This is a genomic window from Pseudoalteromonas sp. MBR-15 (genome assembly GCF_053628915.1).
In genome coordinates this window covers 136,977-163,393 of the sequence record NZ_JBRJHH010000003.1, presented here as the reverse complement: position 1 = coordinate 163,393, position 26,417 = coordinate 136,977, and the positions used below count along the sequence as shown (strand labels likewise).

Genomic DNA, 26,417 nt, shown 5'->3' with positions numbered 1-26,417 from the left:
AATTTAAAATGATAAAAGCCACGGCTATAAGCGTGTTACTCAGTTGCTCTTCTCCTTTATTGGCAACACCCACCGCTTACTTACCGATTGGCATGGATGCACAGCTTGATCATCAATTAGATACTTTATTTGCATTAACCTCAGGCACACCTATGACGAAGCCATATCGTTTGGCTGAGGTAGAATACGCACTTAATAAACTTGAAAATAAAGCGCCAAGTTTGGCTGCAGCGATCCGCGCTAAGATTAAACCCTATCAGCGTGAAGATGCTATTACGCGTGTGGGTCTAAAATTTCAGGTCGATGGTGATACTACGAAGAAAATTGCTAATCAACGTGGTTTAAGCTCAGATGAGTGGGGCCAAGGCTTTTTTGAAGGTATTTGGCGTGCAAACGATTATACCTTAGTACAAGTTGGTGTTGATTACAGAGCCAAGCAAAATAAATTTGTGAATTACAATACTTTTGTAAGTTTTGCTGGAGATGATTTGCAACTGAATGTTGGTTATAAAGAACATTGGTTTTCACCGTTTAAACATTCAGCTCAAATTATTTCTACTAATGCAAAAACAGCCCCTTCTATTTCATTAGGTATGGTGCAACCTGCGCATAATTGGTGGAATTTTGACTTTGAGCTGTATTATTCTGAATTAGAGCATGTCGAAAACGGTATTTTATATCAAGGGGAGCTGCATAGCGGCACGCCAAAGCTGGCTGGTACGCATTTCAGTATAGAACCCCTAAGTGGTTGGAAAATTGGCATCAACCGTATGATGCAATTTGGTGGTGGTCCTCGAGAGGTTGATGCAGGTGATGTGTTTGATGCATTTTTTGACCCAGCGGGTAATGATAATAGCGAGCTTGCAGGTGGGCCAGATAATGAGCTAGGGGATCAGTTTGCATCTATCACTAGCACTATCAATTTTGATTTTGGCTTTCCAACCGAGTTGTATTTTGAGTACGGTGGCGAAGACACAAAAGAGCACCAAAATTACCAATTCGGCAATATTGCTTATAGTATCGGTGCTTTCTTCCCACAAATAACGGATACCGTTGCGCTACGCTATGAGCATACAAATATGCACAGTTTGTGGTATGAAAATTATATATATCCAACTTTTGGGAACACCGTTGATGGTTTTGTCGTAGGACATTTTGCAGCGGATCAACGCTATTTCGGAGATGGTGTTCCATCTCAAACTCATGTACTAGAGCTGAGCTACTTAGAGTCTCTGAGCTCTTTATGGGTAGCGAAATTAACAAGCATTAAAAATGAGAGTAACTACCATTATGATATTGGCGGTTATAGTAAAGAATACGAAAGTGCCATTGAACTTCAACTGAGCAATACGCGTCAATTGAATGAACATACACTCGAAACCACCCTGACTTATGGCGAAGATGTGTTTGGTGAAAATTATACTTGGCTATCTGTTGCATTATACTGGTAGGTCTAGCCGTTTTTTTTAAGGAATTTATATGTCTAATCTTGATTCTGTAGCGGCAAGCTACCTAGAAAGTTTAAATCGTCATCAAATGCTGTTTGAGACCATGGAAACTTATCATCCTGAGGTAATGCAATTACTTGAAGCATGCCACAGTGCTTTGCAGGCAGGGGGTAAAGTAATTTGGTTTGGTAATGGTGGCAGTGCCGCCGATGCGCAGCATTTAGCGGCAGAGTTTGTTGTACGTTATAAGTTAGAGCGTGGGCCGCTTGCTTCAATCGCATTGACAACTGACACGTCAATTTTAACGGCGCACAGTAATGACTATCATTTTGATACTGTGTTTGAACGCCAAGTTCAGGCGTTGTGTAAACCTGAAGATTTAGTGATTGGCTTAACGACTTCAGGCACTAGCCCTAATATTAATCTTGCGCTTGCTGCCGCTAATGAAATAGGCGCTTTCACTGTGGCTCTAACTGGCCGTGACGGCGGTAAAGTGAAAGATATCGCGAAGTTACCAATAATCATTAAAAACGATGAAACAGCACGCATTCAAGAAGCACATATGTTTATCGGTCACTGGTTATGTGAAGCCATTGATATGGTTGTAGCGGAGCAACAGTAATGGATTTAGCGTTACTTAAAAACTTATCTAAAGCGCGAATTTTAGTTGTTGGCGATGTGATGCTAGACCGTTACTGGCATGGTGACTCGGGTCGTATTTCACCAGAAGCCCCGGTGCCCGTAGTTAAAGTCAGTAAGTTTGAAGACAAAGCGGGTGGCGCTGCAAACGTGGCTAAAAATATTGCCCGTTTAGATGGTAAGGTCGGTTTATTAGGGCTTGTTGGTGAAGATGAGAGCGGGCAAATTCTTGAAACCATTTTGAGTTCTGAGAAAATTGATTCGCAGCTTGTTAGCGTCTGTGATTTACCCACCATATCTAAAATGCGCGTGATAAGTCGTCATCAGCAAGTGGTGCGCCTAGATTTAGAAGAAACCTTTACTGAACAACACAGCCAGTTGCTTTTGAATCGTTTAGAGTTAGTGTTAGATGATTATGACTTTGTACTATTTTCTGATTACAACAAAGGCTCACTAAGCTTAATTCAAGCCATGATCCAAGTGGCTAAAAATGCAGGTAAAACGGTTCTTGTTGATCCAAAATCATCGGATCTAAATTTGTATCGTGGTGCCGACTATATTACGCCAAACTTGAATGAATTTAAGCTGGCTGGTGGTAAAACTGAGTCTGAGCAAAGCTTAACCGAGAGTGCGCGCCAGCTTATTGAAGATGCGGGCGTTGCGGCGATGTTATTGACTCGTTCAGAGCAAGGAATGTCGTTAATCAGTCAAACTGAGAAGCATGACTTTGCGGCGCAGCAATTAGAAGTCAGTGATGTTACTGGTGCCGGAGATACTGTAATTGCTACATTAGCGGTGATGTTAGGCGCTGGCATGCAACCTAAAGATGCCGTTGAAATTGCTAATCTTGCAGCGGGTATTGCCGTAAGTAAACTAGGCGCAGCGACGGTATCTCCTGAAGAATTGAGTCGTAAATTGGGTCAGTACTTACAGCAAACCGGCGAGCATTATCAAACGCCATTTGAAGATGTGTTGCAGCATATCGAGTTTGCAAAACAAAATGGTGAGAAAATTGTTTTTACCAATGGCTGCTTCGATATTCTACACGCAGGTCATGTGCGTTATCTAGCACAGGCAAAAGCCAGAGGCGATCGTTTAGTTGTTGGCTTAAATAATGACGAATCAATCACGCGTCTTAAAGGACCTGAACGTCCAATAAACCCGCTTGAAGAGCGGGCTATGGTTCTCAGTGCGCTTGCATCGGTTGACTGGGTAATTCCATTTGGTAGTGCACAAGAGAGTGACACACCAGCTAAGCTCATCGAGCAAATTAGCCCCGATGTACTGGTGAAAGGGGGCGATTACACGGTTGATCAAATTGCGGGTGCAGACCATGTATTACGCCATGGCGGTAAAGTTGAAGTGCTTGAGTTCCTTAATGGTTGCTCGACGTCTAACGTCATCAGCAAAATTAAATCTTAAGCAATGCTTGGTAGTCACAATACAGTGACTGCCAATCACTTTGTTGCCAGTGCATTATCTCATTACGGCTTTGTTCTTTAGCAAATGAACGGGCAAGGCGTTTAATATTTTCTTGTTGCCACGCAATTTCGGGCAGTCTTATTTCACCACGGTCAAAATCGATAATAAAGACCTTACCCGCTTCGTCAAATAAAATATTATTGATATTCAAATCAGCGTGATAAACACCACGGTTATGAAATTCACTGAGCGTTGTGGCCACATTCTTTAATTCGTCATGAGTTAACGGGCGAGTCACCAATATATCTAAAAGGCTTTGTGCTCCTTTTACTGCCTCGGTGATAATATCGCCTCGATAAATAAAACCACTTCGTGTGACTTTTGCAGCGATAGGTGTGGGCACATTTAAGCCTAACTCAGTTAAGTGCATCATCAACGAAAACTCTTTGTAAACCCGCGTGTGCTCTAAGCCGACATACACATATTGATCTGTTAATAGTTTGCCTATGAGTCCGCCACGCCAATAATGGCGCAATACACCGGTCAGTTGTTCATGCTTAAAAAACCAGGCCGTTGCTCGGCCTTTTTTAGCGCCAACTATTTTATTTTGTTGTTGCCAAAAGTGAGCATCAAACCAGTCATATGTAAGCATCTGAGTGTATGCAGGGTGGCACAAAAGGGTCGAATTTTGCAGATGCTGAGTGTCGAACATAACAACTTAAAATATAAACAGTGAATAGCTATATAGTACCGCATTTTTAGCTTTTCGCATAAGTGCTTGCAATAGCATCAGGTTAATTTAAGATCGCCTATTATTTGCTGTTGCTAAGGGTGCACGTGACTCAATCAACCTCCTATTCAGATATTTGTATATTAAGGCTTTCGGCTATTGGTGATGTATGTCACGCGGTGTCGGCGGTGCAAGCAATTCAAAAAGCGCATCCTCATGCGAAAATTACTTGGGTTATTGGTAAAGTGGAAGCGATGCTGCTTGCTGATTTACCGGGTGTTGAGTTTGTTGTATTTGATAAAAAGCAGGGTAAGCAAGCATACAAACAACTTAAAGAAACCTTTAAAGGGCGAAAGTTTGATGTGTTACTTCATATGCAGGTAGCGCTCAGAGCTAATCTTGCTGCACGTTGTATACCTGCTAAAGTAAAAGTGGGCTTTGACTGGGCACGTTCAAAAGAATTACATAGTCTATTTATCAATAAGCGAATTGCAGCTCAAGCAGAAGCGCATGTTCTTGAAGGGTTCCAAGGTTTTGCAAAGGCAATCGGTGTACCAGAGTATGAGCCTAGCTGGCAGATGCCAATAACAGATGCTCATCAACATACGGCAGATACTTTACTCGGTACAGAGCGGTTAGCAGGACGTATTTTTGTTATTTCACCTGCGGCCAGTAAAAAAGAGCGTAACTGGCTTCCTGAACGTTATGCTGCGCTCGCTGATTACGCTCATAATCAAGGATTCTCAGTTGTAATTACGGGGGGGCCAACACCCCTTGAAAATGAACTGGCTGAGCAAATTATTGCGCACAGTCACGTGCCTGTACTCAACTTAGTTGGTAAAACTCAGCTTAAAGAGTTGTTGTGTGTGCTAAAGCGTGCCTCATTAGTGCTTGCGCCTGATACAGGACCTGCGCATATGGCCGTTACAGTGGGTACACCGGTGATAGGTTTATACGCTCACTCAAATCCAAAACGCACGGGGCCTTATTTATATCAAAATTATGTTGTTGAGGTTTATCACCAAAACTTACTTGAGCAAACAGGTAAAACAGCAGACCAGCTGCCGTGGGGGACACGCGTTAAAGGTGCAGATTTAATGGCGCAGATACGTGTTGAAGAGGTTACTTTAATGTTTGATCTTGTTTTATTAAAAGAGCAATTGTGATGAGTAAAGTGCTATTTTTAGACCGCGATGGTGTTGTAAATATTGACCATGGTTACGTATACAAGCCAGATGATTTTGAGTTTGTGCCAGGGGTCTTTACGGCGTGTAAAAAGTTCACTGATGCAGGTTATGAAATTATCATCGTGACGAATCAATCTGGAATTGGTCGAGGCTATTACTCAGAGCAAGATTTTCACCACTTAAGTGAATGGATGAAAAATGAGTTTTTAAAACACGGCGTACACATTCTAGATGTCTATTTTTGTCCACACCATCCAAGTAAAGCGTTGCCTGCCTATTTACAAGAATGTGAATGCCGTAAGCCAGCGCCTGGCATGTTGTTGCAAGCGATTGAAGAGCACCACATAGATCCCGCTCAAAGTATCATGGTTGGTGACAAACTTGGCGATTTACTCGCTGGCGAAAGAGCCAATGTGGCAACGCGTGTTTTAGTGCGCTCTGGACAAAATTATGCAGAGTCAACGGAGCAGCATGCGCACTATGTATGCGACTCGTTAGCTGAATTACCTAATTTGATTTTACACTTACAGCAGGTATGACCAGTTTTTTCCTATCTACCGCGCCTAATTTAGGTTGTGCGACGAACTACAAACAGTGCAATTGTTCGCCTAAGCTTTTACAATAGGCGCAAATTTCACAGTCACAGCTAATCGGCTCTGATTACTTAAAAGATTATTTGGAGATTTCAGATGAGAGCATCTGCGTTTTTCACTCAGCTTCAGCAACAAATAGATGAAGTAAAAGCTGAGGGTTTATACAAAAGCGAACGTGTTATTACTTCACAGCAACAAGCTCAAATTGAAGTTGCATCAGGTGATAAAGTTATCAATTTCTGTGCAAATAACTACTTAGGTCTTGCAAATAGCCCAGAGCTAATAAAAGCCGCACAACAAGGCCTTGACGATCATGGTTTTGGTGTTGCTTCAGTGCGTTTTATCTGTGGTACTCAAGATATTCATAAAACATTAGAGCACAAAATTTCTGAGTTTCTAGAAACAGAAGACACGATCCTTTACTCATCGTGTTTTGATGCTAATGCAGGCTTATTTGAAACAATTTTAGGCCCAGATGATGCCATCATCTCAGATGCGTTAAACCATGCTTCTATCATTGATGGGGTTCGTTTATGTAAAGCAAAACGTTTCCGCTACGCTAATAATGATATGAGCGACTTAGAGAAGCAATTAATTGCAGCTGATGAAGCCGGGGTAAAAACCAAGCTTATTGCCACTGACGGTGTGTTTTCAATGGATGGCGTTATTTGTAATCTTAAAGCAGTATGCGACCTTGCTGATAAATACGATGCATTAGTTATGGTTGATGATTCTCACGCCGTTGGCTTTGTGGGTGAAAACGGTAAAGGAACACCTGAATACTGTGGCGTATTAGACCGTGTCGATATCATTACCGGCACATTAGGTAAGGCGTTGGGCGGCGCATCAGGTGGTTATACATCAGGTAAAAAAGAAATTGTTGAGTGGTTACGTCAGCGTTCACGTCCATATCTTTTTTCTAATTCATTAGCTCCATCAATTGTTACAGCATCAATCAAAGTACTTGAAATGTTGAGTAACGGTGGCGAACTTCGCGCTAAATTATGGGATAACGCTCATTACTTCCGTGAGCAAATGGAAGCAGCAGGGTTTACCTGCGCAGGTAAAGACCACGCGATTATTCCAGTAATGCTTGGCGATGCGAAGGTCGCTTCGATGATGGCTGACAAGTTACTTGCTGAAGGTATCTATGTAACAGGTTTCTCATTCCCTGTTGTACCTAAAGGCCAAGCACGTATTCGTACGCAAATTTCTGCGGCGCATACAAAAGAGCAATTAGACACTGCAATTGCTGCCTTTACCCGTATTGGTAAAGAAATGGGTGTTATCTAATTTTATTTTCTAAACCGAAGCACCTGCTTCGGTTTTTTTAATTGAGTGTAAATCATGAAAGCATTATCTAAATTAAAAGCAGAACCAGGGATCTGGATGACCGATGCGCCAAAACCTGAGGTTGGCCATAACGATCTGCTTATTAAAATCCGCAAAACAGCAATTTGTGGAACAGATGTCCATATTTATAAATGGGATGAATGGGCACAAAACACTATTCCAACACCTATGGTTGTTGGCCACGAATACGTGGGTGAAGTGGTTGATATGGGTCAGGAAGTACGTGGTTTCCAAGTGGGTGATCGTGTTTCTGGTGAAGGCCATATTACCTGTGGTCACTGTCGTAACTGTCGCGCTGGTCGCGTGCATTTATGCCGTAACACAACAGGTGTGGGTGTGAACCGTGAAGGTGCATTTGCCGAATACCTCGTGATCCCTGCATTCAATGCATTTAAAATTCCAGATAATATTTCTGATGAATTAGCATCAATCTTTGACCCATTCGGGAATGCAGTACACACAGCGTTGTCGTTTGATCTTGTTGGTGAAGATGTCCTTATCACCGGGGCGGGTCCAATTGGTATTATGGCAGCAGCGGTTGCTAAGCACGTCGGTGCGCGTCATGTAGTGATTACTGATGTAAACGAGTACCGCCTAGATTTAGCGCGTAAAATGGGCGCGACACGCGCTGTAAACGTTGCGAATGAAAACCTAGAAGATATTATGAAAGAGCTCGGCATGACCGAGGGCTTTGATATTGGTCTTGAAATGTCAGGTGTACCTGTTGCATTCAACAGCATGTTAAATAACATGAATCATGGTGGTAAAGTTGCCATGCTGGGAATTCCACCATCAGATATGGCGGTTGATTGGAATCAAGTTATTTTCAAAGGCTTAATTATCAAAGGTATTTATGGCCGAGAAATGTTTGAAACGTGGTACAAGATGGCGAGTCTAATTCAGTCTGGTCTTGACCTTAATCCAATTATCACGCATCAATTCTCAGTGGATGATTTCCAAGAAGGCTTTGATACAATGATTTCAGGCCAATCAGGTAAAGTAATCCTAAACTGGGATTAATACCGTATAGTGTGATAAGGCGGCTTTCGGCCGCCTTTTTAGTTTAGAGAGTGTTATGTCATATAAACATATTTCAGTCAGTGAAACGTTTGCATTATTAGATAAAAATGATGTGGTGATTGCTGATATTCGCGACCCTAACTCATTTCAAGCTGGGCATATCCCTGGTTCTGAGCATTTATCAAATGCTAATATCAGTGAGTTTATGATGAACAAAGAGTTTGATCAGCCTATTATTATCGTTTGCTATCATGGCGTAAGTTCTCAAGGTGCAGCAAGCTATTTAGTAGAGCAAGGCTTTGAAGATGTCTACAGTATGGATGGCGGCTTTACAGCATGGCAGACACAACAACCGGAGCACATTGAACGATGATTGAATTGGGCAGCATTAATAATCCTCGCGCCGCGCAAGGCTTTATCGATTACATTAAAAGTAAAGGCTTGCAGGGTGAACTGCGCTCACACGATGGTAAGACAGTGATTATTTGTGTTGCTCCTGAGCATTTTCATCAAGCTCAGCCACTGTGGCAAGCGTTCACCGCGAATCCAAATGACGAAAAGTACCTTCAAGCATCGTGGCAAGTTGGCAGTACTGAGTCGCCGTTGTTATATCAAGGCCAGTCACTTAACCTAAAAGCACGCTTTAAAGCATTGAGCTGGTTAAACCGTACTGTGACCTTAGTTTCAATCGCTATTTTTGTGGCGTTTTTACTGGGTGGGTTTGAAACTCTTTATGGTATGTTGCAATTTAACCCTGCTAAGCCGCTAACCTGGTTTACCCCTGCGATTGTTCATTTCAGCGCTATCCACCTCATTTTTAACCTGATTTGGTGGATGACACTGGGTAATGACATAGAAAAACGCAGTGGTAAATTAACCTTAGTTGGGCTTTTCTTAGTGACGGCATTTATCAGTAATTGGGCACAGTTTTTAGTAGTTGGTCCGAACTTTGGTGGGCTCAGTGGTGTTGTGTATGGTTTGCTCGGTTTCTGTTGGATTTACAGTGTAATGCGACCTCAACAACCCCCGCTTGTTAGCAACAGTATTGTTGGCTTTATGTTGGTGTGGCTAATTTTAGGCTTTGTGGATATGTTGCCGGTTAGGATGGCGAACTGGGCACATTTAGCAGGGCTTATTGCGGGTATGGCTTACGCCATGTCAGATAAACTATTGTCGCGTAAGTAGTTTTATTATACGTGACGGCCTTTGCCGTCACGTTTAATGGTATAAATACTTAGTAAACAACACTTCACGTACTATTTCTTGTCCAGTCTCTTGCTTTAACAGTGCTTTGAGTTTTTCTGTACAGCGCTTTCTAATTTCTTCACGGCCCGTGAGCGACTTGATATTTTCTTCAGGTTCTTTTGACAGTATCTCGACAATCGCATCACGCAATAGTGGAGTATGGTGCTCAACCACACCAATATCAGAAATATCATTAAGCATTAGATCAACAGTGATCCGTACATAACCCAGTTTTTTATTTCCTTGGCCAATATAATTGGTGATAATGTCAGGCTCAAAACCGAAGTAACCGACATTTGATTCTGCGCGTGTCGAGAAACTTGTCGTAGCGCCAATAACGAGCATGCTAATCAAGTAAATTGATAACAATGACTTTTTCATAGTTTAAGAATATCCCACCTATTCAATGGTTTTTAGTCTATACCCAAATTAACTTAAGATACAGGTTGTTCTCTGTTTTTTAACCCATGTAGAGATTAAATCATGACTTTTTCGAAACGGGTTGCAGTGATATCATTTACGCGGTTTTTAAAATTATTGAGTCGTTGTGATTACATTCCCAGTTTCGTTAGCTGCGCATTGGCAGCCTGCTTCGGCATATCCTCATTTAACGCAACAGCAGCAAGGTTGGTTGCTTGAAGCAGGGTCATTGACGGCCAAGCTTAAGCGTCATTGCCAACACTTTTCGGTTAAAGTGCTCAATGAAGCCCCTTTTGATCTTACAAAGGAGCAACAAGCTTTATTAAATACGTCGTTGGGCCAAGCGCTTAACCGCGAAGTGCTACTATTATGTGATGATAAACCAATGGTTTATGCACAAAGCTGGTTACCCGCAGATGATACCTTAAAAAAGCAGCAGTTGCTAAGTATGGGAACACGGCCATTAGGGGATGTTATTTTTCAAGACCCAAGCTTATCTCGCACAGAGATAGAAGTGGCAGAGTTTAATGAGCAGCACACTATTCAAACTTTATTAGCTGTGCTTGGCAAAGAGTCTAAACCACTGTGGGGAAGACGAAGTGTATTTTCATTGTCAAATGCCCATTTTTTAGTGGCCGAAGTTTTTCTGCCAGAGGCTTATATTTACTTATGAAACTAGCTGCATTAAAAATCGCACACATTCCTTATTACAAACAACTTATGCGAACAGATAAGCCGATTGGTACTTTGCTATTGCTTTGGCCAACGTACTGGGCGTTATGGCTTGCAAATCAGGGAGCACCAAGCTTATTAAATTTTGTGGTGTTTAGTTTAGGGGTGTTTGTAATGCGAAGTGCAGGCTGCGTTATCAATGACTTTGCTGATCGTAAAATTGATGGTTCAGTAAAGCGCACAGCAACGCGTCCGCTAGCCGCAGGGCGAGTGTCCAGTGGTGAGGCGTTGAGCTTATTTGTGTTGTTAATTGCCGTGGCATTTGGATTAGTTTTAATGCTGGGGTGGTCGACGATTTTGCTCTCTTTGGGGGCTCTTGCGTTGGCATTTTGCTATCCGTTTATGAAGCGTTATACCCAATTACCACAAGTGGTACTAGGAGCCGCATTTAGTTGGGCTATTCCAATGGCATACATGGCCTCAATTGGCTCAGTGCCAATTGAAGCGTGGCTGTTATTTATTGCAAACCTCGTGTGGACTGTGGCTTACGATACCATGTACGCCATGGTTGACCGTGATGATGATTTAAAGATTGGTGTTAAATCAACGGCCATCTTATTTGCACGTTTTGACAGGCATATTATTTTCTTACTGAATGCGCTATTCATTGCGATACTCAGTTACATTGGCATAAGCAATCAGCTTGATATGCCTTATTGGTTAGGCTTAATAGCGGCGATTGGATTTTTACTTTACCAGCAAACGCTTATTCACTATCGCGACAGAGAGCACTGCTTTAAAGCGTTTCTAAATAATCATTATGTCGGGCTGGTTATTTTTATTGGCCTTGTAGCATCCTTGCCATTACCGTTTTGATTATCGCGGTGGGTCGATAATGCCGCTTATTGAGGCATTTTTTCTGAACCAACCAGCAATTGAATAACGCACATCGTCTGCGGGTAATACCTCATGCATAAAGCGTTCGCTTTCAAACATGACTAATGTGCCTGCCTTCGGTTTTATGACCACTTCAATGTCTTTACTTTTAGGTTTATAAATAACCAACTCGCCGCCAGACGCGGGGCTATTTAGGTAGCAAACCGTTGTAAAAATACGGTTTGAGCGTCCTTTAAAGGCATCGTAATGCTTTTTATAAAAGTCACCTTGTTGGTACTTCGCATAGTGGCATTCATAATCAAACAAGCCCAAGAAAAACTCTCTATTTAACTGGGTCTTAATTGCTTCCATGGTTGCGAGATAAGTTATTTGCGCTTGGCTTGAGCTATCAAACCAAAAGGTCTTATCTTTGCGTACCGTTTTATCGATTTGCTGATCGTTTAACCTACCGATACCTGCAACATGAAAATGGGGATTAATTCGGTAACAATCTGCAATTAAATCATTTATCAACTGCTCATCAATTGCGTTTTCAACAATGGCATAACCAGTATGTTCAATTGCATTTAAATAAGTATTGGAAATAAGCTGCGCGGTCATTCATATGCACAATCAAAAAAAGGTGCGTAAGTGTATCTGAAAAAAAATTACATGCACGCTTTTTATGCAGTAAAACAATGAGGATGTATAAGCTGGCCTAACGTAGTCAAGCCAGCTTGATATGTGCATTTAGTTGTGGCTAGATAATGCTGTTTTTTCAATAAGATCTAATAAATAACTCACGTGCGAGTTTTCATTAATTTGTTGATTAGTTTGGATCACTAACTGTTCGTGAGCGATTCCTTTATTGGTTTTTAATACTAGCAATTCAGGGTCTGAAGAAACGCTGTTGGCATGCTCAATACTCGCAATCGCAATATGGTTTGACTTTTTCAAACCTTCCATAACTTGTTCAATACTACCGACCTTAACGCTGGTTGATTTATTGAATGAATCAATTGCTTCGTTTAGCATCGATTGAACCGGCTTCGATTGTGAAAAACAGCTGTACATTGGGTAGTCTGTTAAGTCTTTCTTGCTAATGTCTGTTTTATTAGCAATTGGATGATTTTTTGATACAAATAAAATTAGCTGATCAGGCAAATGGATATCACTACCAATGCTATTCATGGCTTGTGAGCAAACGCTGATATCAATTTCACCAAGTTGCAGTTTGCGAATTAACTCACTTTGTTCTTGCAACTGCATTTCAATTTTAACATGTGGGTACTGTGCTAAAAATTGCCCACACGACACAGGTACAACTGCACTTGCTTTAGTTGTGTAGCCGATAACGAGCTTTTCGTTTTCACAACCATTTAATGACTCGAATAAACGTTTTTTTGTTTCTTCTAAATTATTAAGTGTTTGTTGTGCGTACTCGAGGAAAAGTTCACCTTCTTTGGTTAGCTTTACAGAACGAGTAGAGCGAGTAACGAGTTCATAGCCCACTTCATCTTCAAGTGTTTGAATACTACGAGTTAACGCTGAAGTGCTTATCTGGGTTTTTTCAGCAGCTTGGCGGAAGTGTCTGAGTACGCCGAGTGCAACGAATTGTTCAAGTTGTTCAAATCTCACTTTATATAGTCCCTTTTTATTAAGTAAGCCCTTACATTGAGTTAAAATAATAATACCTAACATTGAGTATAGTAAATTATTGTACCCATTTTTAAAAGTGTTGTTTTACAGGTAAGTTACAACTAGTCAGGGTAACGGTCTTTAATCTCCAAGAAAAGTGGTAAATTTTCAAGTAATAAGTCGACTAAAGTTGGATCAAAATGTTTCGAACGTTGATTTTTTATTAGTGCGAGTGCTTCATCGGGTGGCCACGCTTTTTTGTAACAACGGTCACTGCATAGAGCGTCAAACACGTCAGCAAGCGCAGTTATACGACCAACGATATGAATATCTTTACCTGCTAAACCGTGTGGATACCCAGAGCCATCCCACTTTTCATGGTGCTGAAGTGAGATCATTGCACCGCAAGTCATGATCTCGTTACTTGAACTTTTTAGAATTTCATAACCTACTTCAGCGTGTGTCTTCATTATTTCCCATTCTGTATCATCTAATTTTCCGGGCTTATTTAAGATGTTGTCAGGGATACTTATTTTTCCTATGTCGTGTAAGGGGGAGGCAAGCTTGATGATTTCACACTGAAAGGGATTAAGTTCTGATAGTTTTGCAAGTAACTCGCTGTATAACGCGACACGTTTAACATGTGAGCCTGTTTCTTTAGAGCGTTTTTCTACTGCTTCACCAAGAATATAGGACAATTCCTTTTGCGATTCTTTTACCATTTCGCGCAATTTAAGATTGTCATAGGCCAGTGCAATATTGTTTGCATAAAACTCAAGAAGTTGATGATCGGTAGCATGTAATTTACTTCCTTTATTTACATACAGCATAGTTTCAAGGCCCGCTTTGGTTGGAAAGTAACCAATGTAGTCGGTGCTTGTTTTTAGTGATGACTTACGATCATGAGCATCAATAAATAAACTTTTAACTTCGTCAGGAATATTATTTTGACTGGGGATAGGCCCAACGCCTGAAGCCGCCAATAATTGAAAGTCTGTTGCAGGAGATGATTGTAAATTAACCGCGGCAGCACAATAAATTTGAGTGTCGTTTATACCCATCACATTTGTCACGTGGCTTAAAATAGTGGATGCAAATTCTTGCACACTGTCGCATTTTAAAAAGTTAGCTGAGGCATTTATGATTTGTTCGAGGCCATGTTTATGGCGATCAATAATTTGGATATCACGATGAGATCTCAGTGCAGAATAGAGCAGTGTTTTAATTTTTATGGCTGTTAATTCGGTTTTGTTTTTGTAATCGTTTATATCGTAATCACGGATAATAGATTCTTCAGGTGCTTCACCTGGTTGTCCGGTACGAAGAATTAGGCGGATATGGTGGTTATCAATGTCGTCCCTAATATACTGAATAAGTTCAAGTCCGGCATGGTTTGTTTCCATGACGACATCAACAAGTGCCACTGAAAAAGGGATATCTTTTTTCAAAAGCTCTTTAGCCTCTGCTGCAGAGTAGGCATCGTAGAAGCGTAAGCTTTTATTTTCAAATTGAAAACCAGCTAGTACAAGCTTGGTAACTTGATGAATATCTTCTTCGTCATCAACAACAAGAATATGCCAGTATTCAGGTTCTTCAGTTTGTACGTTATTTTCTTCTAACCGTTCTTCAGAAAATAAAAAATCATCCACACAAGCACCACTTATTGTCGTATTAGGTAACAATAAGTATAGAGGCAGAAATTTACTCTGCCTTATCCACTAAGGGTTTTTTTTCTATATTTCTTAATTCAATTTCTATTGCATCACATGAAATATGAATCTCATATAAAGAGGTAAGAAGCGATAAAGTTAAGCAAGCAAGACTGAGTCCAAATAATATGATGCCTGTTGTATTAAACTCAATAAACAAAGCGAACATTGACAAGGTACACATGAGAAATGATGCCACGCCGTAAACTTGCATTATACGAATCAGTTTAATACGCTTTCTGAGGTTGGCGATTTGTGCAACAACCAAAGGACGAATACTTTCTCCTTCGCGCGCATTCAGTTCTCGAATGAGTTGGGCAAGTACCAAAAAGCGATTGGTGTAAGCAAGTAAAAGTAAAGAAATGGCCGGGAATAACAGCCCAGGCGTTGTTAATGTCATAAGGCTACCTTCAATATAGGTTGTAGCAGGGTCAATTGCTAGGGTAGCTTAGGTTGCTAAAGCTGCAAAGTAAAAGAGAGTAAATTTGCATAAAAATAATTTAAATCAACCAACTACGTCAGAACCTTTTTCATGGGTACGTATCTACCAAGCCGCTAATGGGCTTGAAGCTAATATTATAAAAGGGCTTTTACATACCGCAGGAATACAATGCCAACTGCAAGGTGAGCTTCTGCAAGGTGCAATGGGAGAGATTCCCTTTGAACAAACGGGGGTTGATATTCTTGTTTACGCATTAAAAGAGCGCCATGCACAAGAAATATTGGTAAACTACCGGCAAGTAAAACAATCGGCTCCAGACTGGGTTTGCCCATCATGCAGCGAACTGAATGGCCCAACATTTGAAATATGTTGGTCTTGTAGGACTGTTAAGAATGACGAAAGCGAATAATTTTCAACGCATTAGAGAATTAAACTATTTGCAAAAAGCGGTATTAGGCGGCGCGCTTCTTGAGCGTATGTTGCCTAATTACAGCTTATTTAGTGAAGCAACTGGCTTTGGTGACGCAGCGGTATTTCGCAGCGCACTGAATGTATGCTGGGAAAAAATATTACTGCCAAAAAGTAAGATAAGCCTTGAAAAGCAAATTGAAAAAATTGAGCCTAATGTACCAGAGCTCAGTGACTTTGATATGTTTGGCACTTACCCCGCTATTGACACTGCAACCGCATTATTGGGAATGTTGCATGGTCTGATGGCTAAAGATGACCAAGAGTTTTTAAACATTAGCAAAATTTCACAAGCCTCTGTTGCACGCTTTATTGAATACCAATTAACGGTTGAAGGTGAAGTGGCTGATAACAAATCAGTCCGCGAACACCCGCTAATGCAGTACGAGATGGATGTGCTTGCAGAGCTAATTGATTTTGTTGAGCAAATGGGCCGAATTACCTCAGAAAACGTAAAAGAGCTCAAGCAGCTTGCTATTTCAGACGGTCAAACCAACATTGGTATTGCAATTTAGTGTTCAGTAATGCGTATTTTAGCTGTAAAATACGCGCTTATTTTTCTTGGCGGAGTAATTGATGCGAATTTTAGGTATTGAATCATCATGTGATGAAACAGGTATTGCCATTTACGATGATGAACAAGGCTTATTAGCACATCAACTATACAGCCAAGTTAAAGTGCACGCAGACTACGGTGGTGTGGTACCTGAGCTTGCATCACGCGACCATGTACGTAAAACTTTGCCATTAATCGACGCAGCTTTTGCGCAAGCCGGTTGTGGTCCTGACGATATCGACGGCATTGCTTACACCGCAGGGCCAGGTTTAGTGGGGGCTTTGTTGGTGGGCACCTCTATCGGTCGCTCTCTTGCTTATGGCTGGAATATTCCTGCTGTCGCTGTGCACCACATGGAAGGGCATTTACTGGCGCCAATGCTCGAAGAAGATAAGCCGGAATTCCCGTTTATTGCGCTACTTGTGTCGGGTGGGCATACAATGATGGTGAAAGTGTCAGGGATTGGTGAGTACGAAGTACTGGGTGAATCTGTCGATGATGCGGCAGGTGAAGCATTTGATAAAACAGCGAAGTTATTAGGACTTGATTACCCAGGGGGCCCTCGTTTAGCAAAACTAGCTGAGCAAGGCACGCCTGAACGGTTTGTGTTTCCACGTCCGATGACAGATAAACCTGGGCTCGATTTCAGCTTCAGTGGTTTAAAAACGGCTGCATCGCTTGCTATTCGTGACAGTGCTGATGATGAGCAGACTAAAGCTGACATAGCCCACGCATTTCAAACTGCAGTAATTGATACGTTGATTATTAAGTGTAAGCGTGCCCTTAAACAAACAGGTATTAAACGCTTAGTGATTGCCGGTGGAGTGAGCGCTAACGTTCAATTACGTGCGCAATTAGAGCGTGTAATGCAAGGCATGAAAGGTCGTGTGTATTATCCTCGCACTGAATTTTGTACAGATAACGGCGCTATGATCGCCTACGCGGGCATGCAACGCCTTAAAGCGGGGCAGTTTGCAAGCCTTGATATGAAAACTAAGCCGCGCTGGCCAATCGACTCTTTAGAAGCGCTGTAACTTAGTCGTTGTTATTGTCAGGGGCTTTTTTCTTAGTCCCTACTTTTGGTTCTTCACCACTTAATAAACGGGTTATGTTTGCTCTGTGACGGAAAATAATCAACAGTGTTAAAAACGTGACTGGTAACGTATAAAGTGGTTTTATCCACCATGTATAAAGTGGGGCAAGCGACACTGTAATAAGTGCTGCAAGTGACGAATAGCGCGTTATTGCGATTATTAATAGCCAAGTCGCGATTAATAATCCACCTAAAGATAATCCAATAGGTAGTAAAGTACCAAAGGCCGTCGCAACGGCTTTACCCCCTTTAAAGCTGAAAAATACAGGGTACATATGGCCTAAACACGCTGCGACGCCAATTAAACCTAACATCAGTGGTTCGATTTTTAAGAAATAAGCGCCCCACACAGGGATGGTGCCTTTTAAAATATCAAACACCAGCACTAATACAGCCGGGACTTTTCCACCAAGTCGGTACACATTGGTGGCACCGGGGTTATTCGATCCGTGACTGCGTGGGTCTGGTAGTTTAAATAACCTAGACACGAGGATAGCGGAGGAAACCGACCCCAGTAAATAGGCTAAAACTAACATTAAAACTTCTAACACGCGCTTCCTTATTTTTTAATCTGCACTTTTGGGCTATCATTGGCGGCAAAACCATCTGCCGCTACTTTTGAGTAGATAGTACGCTACATTTTGCAGTGCATCTACCCGTTATTGTAGAGGGAATTTTTATATATTAAAACTTTATGACAGCTCTGTGCGCATTATTGAAATTAATACGCGTATACGATAGGTATTGGTTTTAATATTTATGTCGCTTGGAGTATCAATGGACAAGGTATACATATCACAACTGCACGTAGACACCATTATAGGCGTGTATGATTTTGAAAAAGAAACGAAACAAAGCCTGTATTTTGATATTGAAATGGTGTGTGATATTTCAGCCGCAGCGGCAACCGATGATATAAACTTAGCGCTTGATTACGCTAAAGTCAGTGAACGCGTTATAGCGCACACGACGGCAAAACCCGTCGAACTTCTTGAAACCTTAGTTGAACAACTCGCCGCGATTATTTTAACCGAATTTACAACCAGCCAAGTCACAATTCGTGTCAGCAAACCAGCTGCGGTTCCTCAAGCTAAAACGGTGGGAGTCGAAATCACCCGTCACAAGGCAAGTTAATATGGCACAGATTTTTATCAGCTTAGGCTCGAATGTAAATAAAGAGCATTATATTCGCCAAGCATTAAAGACGTTAAAGCCGTATTTCCCTGATAGTGTTCATTCATCGGTATATGAAAGTGAAGCGGTGGGATTTGCGGGTAATAATTTTTATAACTCAGTGCTTGGTGCGAATACTGACATGCCATTGCCTGAGTTGTGTAAATTACTGAAGCAAATCGAGTTAGATAACGGTCGTACTCGTGAAGATAAAAAGTTTAGTCCTAGAACATTAGACCTTGATTTATTGTTTTATGATGACATTATTTGCGATTCGCCAGCGCAATTACCGCGTGATGAAATAACAAAAAATGCGTTTGTTTTAAAACCGCTAGCAGAAATTGCCCCAGATTTTTTTCACCCTGTAGCTAAGCAAACACTGGCTGAGCTATGGGAAAATTATAACAACCCACAACAAAAACTATGGAAGGTGGAGTTTACTAACCCATGAGTATTATTGAGATAATTGTTTTAGCCTTAATTCAAGGATTGACTGAGTTTTTACCTATTTCGAGCTCAGCGCATTTAATTTTACCTTCGCAAGTTTTAGGCTGGCATGATCAAGGTTTAGCATTTGATGTTGCAGTACACGTAGGTACGCTTGGTGCGGTGGTACTGTATTTCCGTAAAGAAGTGGTTGATATTTTGGGGGCTTGGTTTAAGTCGTTTGGCTCACAAGGCGCAACCGATGACAGCCGTTTGGGCTGGTGGATCATTGTTGCCACGATTCCTGCGTTATTAATTGGGTACTTATTTAAAGACTTTGTAGAGAGCTATTCACGAAATGCGTGGGTGATTGCCACTTCAACTATCGTTTTCGGCTTGTTACTTTGGTATGCCGATGTAAAAGCAAAACAAGTAAAAAATATCTACCAAGTAAATTTTTTTAGTGCGTTACTATTGGGCTTTTCGCAAGTGCTGGCAATGGTTTTTCCAGGCACGTCGCGCTCTGGCATAACGATAACCGTGGGTTTATTGCTGGGTTTAAATAAGCAAAGCGCAGCACGTTTTTCGTTTTTAATGTCGATTCCGGTCATTGCTGCGGCAGGTTCATATTATATATATCAACTTGCAACTGCAGGTGAAGCGATTGATTGGCAAGCTATTTTACTCGGTGCAGGTCTATCGTTTGTTTCGGCTTATGCCTGTATTTTCTTTTTCTTAAAAGTAATTGAGCGCATGGGCATGATGCCATTTGTTATCTATCGCTTGTTACTTGGTGTCGGTTTATTTGCATTTTTAATGCTGTAAAAAACCGTTTTACTCACTTTAAAAAACACCTCGGTCTTGAGGTGTTTTTTTATGTTTGCTATTCGGCAAAAGTCTATTGCCGTCTAATCATGGTAAGTAAAGGTTATATTTGGCATTATAACGCTTTATTTTTTCGTAATTCATTTTGTTCAGGACAGTAGATGCATATTCATATTCTTGGAATTTGTGGCACTTTTATGGGCGGGATTGCCGCAATCGCTAAATCGTTGGGTCACACAGTGACAGGCTCTGATCAAAATGTTTACCCCCCAATGAGTACGCAGTTGGAAGAGCTTGGCATTACGCTAACTCAAGGTTATGACATTACACAATTAGACCCCGCGCCCGATATGGTGGTCATTGGCAATGCGATGAGCCGTGGTAACCCCTGTGTGGAATATGTGCTCGATAAAGGCTTACCTTACACCTCAGGCCCAGAATGGCTTAAGCATAATTTATTGCAAAACTCATGGGTGCTTGCTGTCGCAGGCACGCATGGTAAAACGACAACCGCGAGTATGTTGGCATGGCTGCTAGAATATGCAGGTATGAAACCGGGCTTTTTGATTGGTGGCATTGTGCAAAACTTTGGGGTATCAGCACGAGTTGGTGAGACGCCTTTTTTTGTCATTGAAGCCGATGAATATGACACCGCCTTTTTTGATAAACGCAGTAAGTTTGTGCATTACTTACCACGGACCTTAATCCTCAATAATCTTGAATTTGATCATGCTGATATTTTTGAAGATTTAAATGCGATTAAAAAACAATTTCATCACTTGATGCGTACATTACCCTGTAGTGGCAAAGTTATCTGGCCAAGCCAAGATGAAGCACTGCAGGATGTGATTGAGCGCGGCCTTTGGAGTGACAGCGAAACGCTGTCAGGTGATTGGGATTATCGCTTACTTAAAGCGGATGGCAGCGAGTTTGAAGTGTTGTTAGCGGGAGAAGTACAGGGCGTTGTGTCGTGGCAAGCCATGGGCGAACATAATGTCAAAAATGCGATTATGGCGATTGCAGCTGCGCGTCATGTCGGTATCGCTGTGCCCGTGAGCATTGCAGGTTTAGCTGAGTTTATTTCACCTAAGCGTCGCATGGAACTCAAAGCTGATATAAACGGCATTAAAGTGTATGACGATTTTGCCCACCACCCAACCGCGATAAAAACGACTTTAGCAGGCCTGCGCGCTAAAGTCGGCAATGAGAAAATTATTGCGATATTAGAGCCCCGTTCGAACACCATGAAAATGGGTGTGCATCAGCAAACGCTTATTGACTCGCTTAGTGCAGCCGATGAGGTGTATTTGTTTGAGCCAGAAAATTTGAGTTGGTCATTAAAAGACTATGCTGACAAAGCGGGTATGCACTGCAGCACAAGTACTGAGGAAATCATTACGTTGGTTGCAAACAGTGCGGCTGCCCATCATCATATTTTGATTATGAGTAATGGTGGCTTTGAAGGTATTCATCAGCGCTTGATCACGGTATTAGAACAAAATTAACCAGTATACGGAGTTAACTGTATGCAATTTAAAGATAAAATAACCCTAGCGTTTAGTGGCGCGTCGGGCGCGCCTTACGGTTTAAGGTTGTTAGAAGTATTATTAGAACAACAGTTTCAAGTGTACGTGTTGATCTCAAGCGCTGCGCGTGTGGTACTTGATACCGAATCAAATATTAAGCTTTCAGGTAATGAAGACAAAGCGACAGAGCAGCTTAGTAAGCTGTTCAATGCAGCCCCAGAGCAGCTAAAAGTATTTGGTAAAGATAATTGGTTTAGCCCCGTAGCATCGGGCTCGGCAGCCCCTAAAAAAATGGTGGTGTGTCCTTGCAGTGCAGGCTCAGTCTCGGCCATTGCCGTTGGCGCATCTGATAACTTATTGGAACGTGCTGCTGATGTGGTTATTAAAGAACGTGGTCAGCTTATTTTGGTGCCACGCGAAACACCTTTTAGTGAAATACACCTAGAAAACATGCTCAAGTTAGCAAAATTGGGTGTCACCATTATGCCTGCAGCACCCGGGTTTTATCATAAACCTGAGCACATTTCTGACTTGGTCGATTTTATGGTGGCACGTATTTTAGATCATTTACATATTGAACATACTCTAACGAAACGTTGGGGTTATGGAGAGGGCAAACAGTGAGCGAACAGACAATCGCATTAAATATTGAAGGCCTTAAAAAGGTTTATAAAAATGGCGTTGAAGCCGTAAAAGGGATTGATTTACAGGTAAAACAAGGCGACTTTTTTGCTTTGTTAGGTCCCAATGGGGCGGGTAAATCAACCACAATTGGCGTGATTTCATCACTTGTGAATAAAAGCGCAGGCCGTGTTGAAGTCTTTGGTCATAATATCGATACAGATCTCGAAGCTGCAAAATCAGAGCTCGGCTTAGTACCGCAAGAGTTTAACTTTAGCCAGTTTGAAACGCTTAACCAAATATTAGTTAATCAAGCTGGCTACTATGGCGTACCAAGAAAGCTTGCTCATGAACGTGCTGAAAAATACCTAAAACAACTTGGTTTATTTGAGAAAAAAGATAAACAAGCTCGCACGTTATCGGGGGGAATGAAGCGCCGTTTAATGATTGCCCGTGCGCTTATGCACGAACCAAAGTTACTTATTCTTGATGAGCCTACGGCGGGGGTTGATATTGAACTGCGTCGCTCTATGTGGGATTTCTTGCGTGAAATCAATAAACAAGGCGTTACCATTATTCTTACCACGCACTATTTAGAAGAAGCGGAATTGTTGTGTAAGAACATCGCTATTATTGATAGTGGTGTGATTGTCGAAAACACCACAATTAAAGCGTTACTTGCCAAGCTTGATAAAGAAACCTTCGTGCTTGACTTAAAACAGCCAGTTAACCCTATCAGCCTTGATGGTTATCAGTTTACTTTAACCGATGATCATACCTTAGAAGTTGAGGTGGCTAAATCGCAGGGGCTAAATCAGGTGTTTACGGCGTTAACCGAGCAAGGCAATACAGTGCTCAGTATGCGTAATAAGGCCAATCGATTAGAAGAGTTGTTTGTGGGTTTATTAGAACAAGGGCGAGGCGAATAATGTTTAAATATGGTGTAGCGCTAAAGAGTATTTGGATTAAAGAATGCATTCGTTTTTTACGTATCTGGGTACAAACGCTGGTACCGCCAGCAATTACGATGAGCCTTTATTTTGTTATTTTTGGTAACCTAATTGGCTCACGCATTGGTGATATGGGTGGTTTTTCCTACATGGAATTTATAGTACCTGGCCTCATCATGATGTCGGTGATTACTAACTCTTACTCTAATGTGGCGTCGAGCTTTTATTCCACTAAATTCCAAAAAAGTATCGAAGAGCTACTTGTAGCACCGGTGCCTAATTACATCATTGTACTAGGCTACATGGGTGGAGGTATGACACGAGGCATGTTGGTTGGTTTAATTGTTACGTGCGTGTCTTTGCTATTTGTTGATATTCAAATTCACAATATTTTCGTGATTATGGCGACTGTGATTTTAACCTCAGCCGTATTTGCTCTGGGGGGCTTAATAAATGCAATTTACGCAAATAGCTTTGATGACATCAGTATTATACCTACGTTCATTTTAACGCCATTAACCTACTTAGGTGGGGTGTTTTACTCGATTACCCTGTTACCTGAGTTTTGGCAGGGGGTATCGCAAGTAAACCCAATTATATATATGGTTAATGCATTTAGGTATGGCTTCTTAGGTGTGTCGGATGTCGACTTATCGGTCGCGTTTGGTGTGCTAGGGTTATTTATTGTGGGGTTATTTACGTTAGCTTTAACGCTAATTAAACGCGGTGTGGGGCTTAGACACTAATGACAGATGCAAATTCGAGAAGTATTGTATCGAATCAACCCGGCTTGCATGACAAGCTAGACGAGATTGTTTTAAAGCACTTAAGTGCAGAGTTTAAAAAACCAATTGCAGCGCACACGCAAGCTGCATTTGATCAAGTGAATGACAAAGTTCACGCATTCAATGGACCAATTATTCTTGATTCATGCTGTGGGGTGGGAGAGAGTACCGCTAATCTTGCTAAGCGACACCCAGAGGCACTTGTTATTGGAATTGACAAGTCGTCACATCGTTTAGATAAGCACGATATTGAATATAAACAAACAGACACTGGCCAGTATATTTTGGTACAAGCTGATTTAAATGATTTTTGGCGTTTAGCGGTTGCAGCAAATTGGCAGCCAACTCACCATTATCTACTTTATCCAAACCCTTGGCCAAAAGCTAAGCACTTACAAAGGCGCTGGCATGGGGCTGCAATTTTTCCATTTATTGTTAAACTTGGCGGCCGATTAGAGCTCAGAAGTAACTGGGATATCTACGTAAAAGAGTTCGCTCGCGCCCTTGAGTTGGCTGGACATCCATGCCAAGTTGAACGCTATGAACACGATGTGCCTATTACGCCGTTCGAGCGAAAGTATTGGGCCAGTGGACAGCAGAGCCACCGCTTAGTCATAAACCTTTAAATTTGCGTGTTAATGTAGGGAGTGGGTGGGGCAAAATAATTACCTTGCATGAGTGTGATACCCGCACGTGAAAGTGCATCAGCAATTTGCTCACTTTCTACTTGCTCAGCAATAACCGCTAAGTTTAATTGCTGAGCATACTTCACTAAATGCTCTATAAACATAAAACTATCGGCATTATTGTGTATTTGGCTTACTAGGTCTTTGTCGAGCTTTAAGCCATCCACTTCAAGCTTTAAAATGTGAGACAAGTTTGAGTACCCCGCACCAAATTCATTGATCATCACTTGCGCCCCTTTATTCTTTAATAAACTAATAAAGGCTTTCACTTGGCTAAAGTATGCAATGGCTTCAGTTTCATGAAACTCAAAAATAATATTGTGTGGTTTTGGATAACGCCTTAATTGCTGCTCTAGAAATTCACTTAAACTTGGATCGAGAATATCTTGCGCGGTGATATTAATACTCCAGCGCACATTTGTCTTTCTGAATTGTTCGATGCATCGTGAAAACATGGTGCGTGTTAACAACCCGTCCATGCGTGAGCGCTTTAATACAGCCATAAAGTAATCAGGGCAATGAATCCGACCTTGTGCAGTTGCCATTCTGGCTAAGCTTTCATAGTGACTTATTTGCTTAAGTTCCGTGTTATAAATTGGCTGAAAGTAGGGCACGATTCGATTGTTATCGAACGCTTCTCTAACTTCTTTAGCGAGAGTGACGTTGTGTCTAAATTGCTCTTCAACTTGTTTAAATACATTCTCATAGCGAACAATACGTTGGTTATTTAACTTGGCTTGTTGCAAGGCTATATGTGCATTTTCTATGAGCATGAGTTTGTTACACGAGGCGATTCCAGCATGCAAAGTAATATAAATAAATGGCTCGCTTAGCACGGGAATTGCGTGATTAAAGGTATTGATAATATCGTCAATACGTTGCTCAGCGTTGCGAATATTCAATAATGCGATTTTATTCGTCGCTAAACGAAAGATTGCGCTCTCGCTTGATATGCGGGATTGAAAATATGTGAGTAGATTAGCCATCACTCTATCGCTGACATCGGTGCCATAAAAACTACTAATATCCTCAAGCTCATTGATACTGATAACAGCGAGTTCCATGCGGTGTCTGGTTGTTCTTTCTATGTAATTTTCGAGCGCAATATGATTGGCAAAGCCGGTGCGAGCATCAGTCAGGAGTGAGCGTTTAAGCTGTAAAAAATAAAGCCACGCGATTAAAGCAACAATAAAGAAAAAGAAGCCGCTTGTAATGGTTGCTTTTGTTATGCTGTGTTGCAGTTGCTCATTGAGATCATCAATAGCAATGTCTGCACCTGTAATATAAGTGTGGCCGTTTTTGTCAACAAAGGTCACAAAGATACTTTTAAAGTTGCCCCAGTGATCTTGTGATATTTCAAAAACGGGTTCTGTCGAAAAAAAAGCTTCTTTATTGATGTCGGTGGCTTCAGGGTACGCATCTAAAAAGTGTGTCACGCGTCCACTGTTGTGATCTTTTTGAGTATAGCTAGAGGCACTAAAGAATACCGTATCATCGCGCAGCACCATCGCATATACATACGCTACCTGCATTTGCTTAGCGTAGTCAGATAAAGCCTTGCTTTTATCTTTATACAGCTCAGGTGAAATAGTTTGGCCTGCATTCACACGGGTATGATAATCATCCCCTAAAATATGCTTAACACTGATTGCTGCATTGAGTAATTTGGCATCAACATTCGCCATTATCTCACTACGTGTTGATTCATAGGTGTAATAAATATAGCCAAATAAGCTAATAAAAAATGCGGCAAAACCATAAATAAGCCAGCGTGTTCTTTGCATTCCATTCGGCATAGGTGTTCCCTTTGCAGTTATGACTTGATTATACTTAAAAAATACGCAGCTGATAGCAGAAAATTACGACAAAATTCACCCATCGATCATTTTTTTGTCACCGAAAGCATGGCTTTTT

At 41.5% G+C, this 26,417-nt stretch carries 30 protein-coding genes; 22 read left to right on the top strand and 8 right to left on the bottom strand.

The genetic code is table 11. The features are described from left to right. Window positions 1-8 precede the first annotated feature (8 nt). From ACSSVW_RS05785 to hldE, 3 genes are read left to right on the top strand one after another with little or no spacing between them, the layout of a single operon-like run. Window positions 9-1,451 (top strand): capsule assembly Wzi family protein, encoded by a 1,443-nt coding sequence (locus tag ACSSVW_RS05785; RefSeq protein ID WP_454179005.1) that lies wholly within the window; start codon window positions 9-11, stop codon window positions 1,449-1,451. 28 nt (window positions 1,452-1,479) lie between these two features. Beyond that, window positions 1,480-2,070, top strand: a complete 591-nt coding sequence (locus tag ACSSVW_RS05780) for a D-sedoheptulose-7-phosphate isomerase (protein WP_036970972.1) — start codon at window positions 1,480-1,482, stop codon at window positions 2,068-2,070. Further along, entirely contained in the window at window positions 2,070-3,509 is a 1,440-nt protein-coding gene (gene hldE / locus ACSSVW_RS05775) for a bifunctional D-glycero-beta-D-manno-heptose-7-phosphate kinase/D-glycero-beta-D-manno-heptose 1-phosphate adenylyltransferase HldE (RefSeq protein WP_036970970.1), read from the top strand. Before ACSSVW_RS05780 ends, hldE begins: the two co-directional genes overlap by 1 nt. Here the strand turns inward: hldE and ACSSVW_RS05770 are convergent. Next, window positions 3,499-4,221 carry a 3-deoxy-D-manno-octulosonic acid kinase gene (locus ACSSVW_RS05770; protein ID WP_421419303.1) on the bottom strand — a complete coding sequence of 241 codons (723 nt, stop codon included), beginning with the start codon at window positions 4,219-4,221 and terminating at the stop codon, window positions 3,499-3,501. The two genes, hldE and ACSSVW_RS05770, sit on opposite strands and share 11 nt — an antisense overlap. A gap of 125 nt (window positions 4,222-4,346) precedes the next feature. On the opposite strand from ACSSVW_RS05770, the gene ACSSVW_RS05765 reads away from it, so the two are divergent. The 6 genes from ACSSVW_RS05765 (at window position 4,347) to glpG (ending at window position 9,577) form a co-directional block, all read left to right on the top strand. Continuing rightward, window positions 4,347-5,405, top strand: coding sequence for a glycosyltransferase family 9 protein (locus ACSSVW_RS05765; protein ID WP_036970965.1), 1,059 nt, complete (start codon window positions 4,347-4,349; stop codon window positions 5,403-5,405). After that, window positions 5,405-5,965, top strand: coding sequence for a D-glycero-beta-D-manno-heptose 1,7-bisphosphate 7-phosphatase (gmhB, locus tag ACSSVW_RS05760; protein WP_065978004.1), 561 nt, complete (start codon window positions 5,405-5,407; stop codon window positions 5,963-5,965). Before ACSSVW_RS05765 ends, gmhB begins: the two co-directional genes overlap by 1 nt. 150 nt (window positions 5,966-6,115) lie before the next feature. Then, window positions 6,116-7,312, top strand: coding sequence for a glycine C-acetyltransferase (locus tag ACSSVW_RS05755; RefSeq protein WP_421419304.1), 1,197 nt, complete (start codon window positions 6,116-6,118; stop codon window positions 7,310-7,312). A 54-nt stretch (window positions 7,313-7,366) separates the two neighbouring features. Further along, complete coding sequence (gene tdh, locus ACSSVW_RS05750) at window positions 7,367-8,392, top strand: L-threonine 3-dehydrogenase (protein ID WP_036970956.1); 1,026 nt, start codon at window positions 7,367-7,369, stop codon at window positions 8,390-8,392. 55 nt (window positions 8,393-8,447) lie between these two features. Next, the gene (gene glpE / locus ACSSVW_RS05745; RefSeq protein WP_065978005.1) at window positions 8,448-8,765 is read left to right on the top strand and encodes a thiosulfate sulfurtransferase GlpE; all 318 of its coding nucleotides are present in this window, start codon (window positions 8,448-8,450) and stop codon (window positions 8,763-8,765) included. After that, window positions 8,762-9,577, top strand: a complete 816-nt coding sequence (glpG, locus tag ACSSVW_RS05740) for a rhomboid family intramembrane serine protease GlpG (protein WP_065978006.1) — start codon at window positions 8,762-8,764, stop codon at window positions 9,575-9,577. Before glpE ends, glpG begins: the two co-directional genes overlap by 4 nt. A 33-nt stretch (window positions 9,578-9,610) precedes the next feature. Here the strand turns inward: glpG and ACSSVW_RS05735 are convergent, their stop codons facing one another. Beyond that, window positions 9,611-10,018 (bottom strand): flagellar basal body-associated protein FliL, encoded by a 408-nt coding sequence (locus tag ACSSVW_RS05735; RefSeq protein ID WP_036970946.1) that lies wholly within the window; start codon window positions 10,016-10,018, stop codon window positions 9,611-9,613. A gap of 166 nt (window positions 10,019-10,184) precedes the next feature. Between ACSSVW_RS05735 and ACSSVW_RS05730 the strand changes: the two genes are divergently transcribed. After that, window positions 10,185-10,730 carry a chorismate--pyruvate lyase family protein gene (locus ACSSVW_RS05730; protein ID WP_421419305.1) on the top strand — a complete coding sequence of 182 codons (546 nt, stop codon included), beginning with the start codon at window positions 10,185-10,187 and terminating at the stop codon, window positions 10,728-10,730. Then, on the top strand, window positions 10,727-11,605 hold the full coding sequence (gene ubiA / locus ACSSVW_RS05725; RefSeq protein WP_036970938.1) for a 4-hydroxybenzoate octaprenyltransferase: 879 nt from the start codon (window positions 10,727-10,729) through the stop codon (window positions 11,603-11,605). The genes ACSSVW_RS05730 and ubiA overlap by 4 nt, the downstream gene beginning before the upstream one ends. On the opposite strand, the gene ACSSVW_RS05720 is transcribed toward ubiA, so the two are convergent. From ACSSVW_RS05720 to ACSSVW_RS05705, 4 genes are all read right to left on the bottom strand, one after another. Next, window positions 11,606-12,226 (bottom strand): 2OG-Fe(II) oxygenase, encoded by a 621-nt coding sequence (locus ACSSVW_RS05720; protein WP_036970936.1) that lies wholly within the window; start codon window positions 12,224-12,226, stop codon window positions 11,606-11,608. A 129-nt stretch (window positions 12,227-12,355) separates the two neighbouring features. Next, complete coding sequence (locus ACSSVW_RS05715) at window positions 12,356-13,243, bottom strand: LysR family transcriptional regulator (protein ID WP_065978067.1); 888 nt, start codon at window positions 13,241-13,243, stop codon at window positions 12,356-12,358. A 122-nt stretch (window positions 13,244-13,365) separates the two neighbouring features. Further along, complete coding sequence (locus tag ACSSVW_RS05710; RefSeq protein WP_454179004.1) at window positions 13,366-14,892, bottom strand: DUF3369 domain-containing protein; 1,527 nt, start codon at window positions 14,890-14,892, stop codon at window positions 13,366-13,368. A gap of 52 nt (window positions 14,893-14,944) precedes the next feature. Further along, entirely contained in the window at window positions 14,945-15,352 is a 408-nt protein-coding gene (locus ACSSVW_RS05705) for a DUF2721 domain-containing protein (RefSeq protein WP_036970930.1), read from the bottom strand. 85 nt (window positions 15,353-15,437) lie between these two features. Between ACSSVW_RS05705 and ACSSVW_RS05700 the strand changes: the two genes are divergently transcribed. The 3 genes from ACSSVW_RS05700 (at window position 15,438) to tsaD (ending at window position 17,452) form a co-directional block, all read left to right on the top strand. Further along, complete coding sequence (locus ACSSVW_RS05700) at window positions 15,438-15,803, top strand: putative signal transducing protein (protein WP_065978009.1); 366 nt, start codon at window positions 15,438-15,440, stop codon at window positions 15,801-15,803. Continuing rightward, a complete protein-coding gene (locus tag ACSSVW_RS05695) occupies window positions 15,787-16,377 on the top strand; it encodes a YjaG family protein (protein WP_036970924.1) in 591 nt (196 codons plus the stop codon). The genes ACSSVW_RS05700 and ACSSVW_RS05695 overlap by 17 nt, the downstream gene beginning before the upstream one ends. Before the next feature lie 61 nt (window positions 16,378-16,438). Next, entirely contained in the window at window positions 16,439-17,452 is a 1,014-nt protein-coding gene (gene tsaD / locus ACSSVW_RS05690) for a tRNA (adenosine(37)-N6)-threonylcarbamoyltransferase complex transferase subunit TsaD (protein ID WP_036970921.1), read from the top strand. Between the two features lies 1 nt (window position 17,453). Here tsaD and plsY read toward each other — a convergent pair whose 3' ends face one another. Beyond that, window positions 17,454-18,062, bottom strand: coding sequence for a glycerol-3-phosphate 1-O-acyltransferase PlsY (gene plsY, locus ACSSVW_RS05685; protein ID WP_036970917.1), 609 nt, complete (start codon window positions 18,060-18,062; stop codon window positions 17,454-17,456). A gap of 226 nt (window positions 18,063-18,288) precedes the next feature. On the opposite strand from plsY, the gene folB reads away from it, so the two are divergent. The 8 genes from folB (at window position 18,289) to trmB (ending at window position 24,443) form a co-directional block, all read left to right on the top strand. After that, complete coding sequence (gene folB / locus ACSSVW_RS05680) at window positions 18,289-18,645, top strand: dihydroneopterin aldolase (protein WP_036970914.1); 357 nt, start codon at window positions 18,289-18,291, stop codon at window positions 18,643-18,645. 1 nt (window position 18,646) lies between these two features. Then, the gene (gene folK, locus ACSSVW_RS05675; RefSeq protein ID WP_118844009.1) at window positions 18,647-19,135 is read left to right on the top strand and encodes a 2-amino-4-hydroxy-6-hydroxymethyldihydropteridine diphosphokinase; all 489 of its coding nucleotides are present in this window, start codon (window positions 18,647-18,649) and stop codon (window positions 19,133-19,135) included. Beyond that, entirely contained in the window at window positions 19,132-19,935 is an 804-nt protein-coding gene (locus tag ACSSVW_RS05670; RefSeq protein ID WP_036970908.1) for an undecaprenyl-diphosphate phosphatase, read from the top strand. The genes folK and ACSSVW_RS05670 overlap by 4 nt, the downstream gene beginning before the upstream one ends. Window positions 19,936-20,096: 161 nt before the next feature. Continuing rightward, entirely contained in the window at window positions 20,097-21,440 is a 1,344-nt protein-coding gene (gene mpl / locus ACSSVW_RS05665; RefSeq protein ID WP_339612268.1) for a UDP-N-acetylmuramate:L-alanyl-gamma-D-glutamyl-meso-diaminopimelate ligase, read from the top strand. 21 nt (window positions 21,441-21,461) lie between these two features. Then, window positions 21,462-22,085 carry a flavin prenyltransferase UbiX gene (locus ACSSVW_RS05660; RefSeq protein ID WP_036970902.1) on the top strand — a complete coding sequence of 208 codons (624 nt, stop codon included), beginning with the start codon at window positions 21,462-21,464 and terminating at the stop codon, window positions 22,083-22,085. Further along, window positions 22,082-23,011 carry an ABC transporter ATP-binding protein gene (locus tag ACSSVW_RS05655; RefSeq protein WP_036970900.1) on the top strand — a complete coding sequence of 310 codons (930 nt, stop codon included), beginning with the start codon at window positions 22,082-22,084 and terminating at the stop codon, window positions 23,009-23,011. The genes ACSSVW_RS05660 and ACSSVW_RS05655 overlap by 4 nt, the downstream gene beginning before the upstream one ends. Further along, window positions 23,011-23,778 (top strand): ABC transporter permease, encoded by a 768-nt coding sequence (locus tag ACSSVW_RS05650; RefSeq protein WP_036970898.1) that lies wholly within the window; start codon window positions 23,011-23,013, stop codon window positions 23,776-23,778. Before ACSSVW_RS05655 ends, ACSSVW_RS05650 begins: the two co-directional genes overlap by 1 nt. Next, window positions 23,778-24,443, top strand: coding sequence for a tRNA (guanine(46)-N(7))-methyltransferase TrmB (trmB, locus tag ACSSVW_RS05645; RefSeq protein WP_074988851.1), 666 nt, complete (start codon window positions 23,778-23,780; stop codon window positions 24,441-24,443). The genes ACSSVW_RS05650 and trmB overlap by 1 nt, the downstream gene beginning before the upstream one ends. Here trmB and ACSSVW_RS05640 read toward each other — a convergent pair. Further along, on the bottom strand, window positions 24,440-26,299 hold the full coding sequence (locus ACSSVW_RS05640; protein WP_454179003.1) for an EAL domain-containing protein: 1,860 nt from the start codon (window positions 26,297-26,299) through the stop codon (window positions 24,440-24,442). The two genes, trmB and ACSSVW_RS05640, sit on opposite strands and share 4 nt — an antisense overlap. Between the last annotated feature and the right edge of the window lie 118 nt (window positions 26,300-26,417).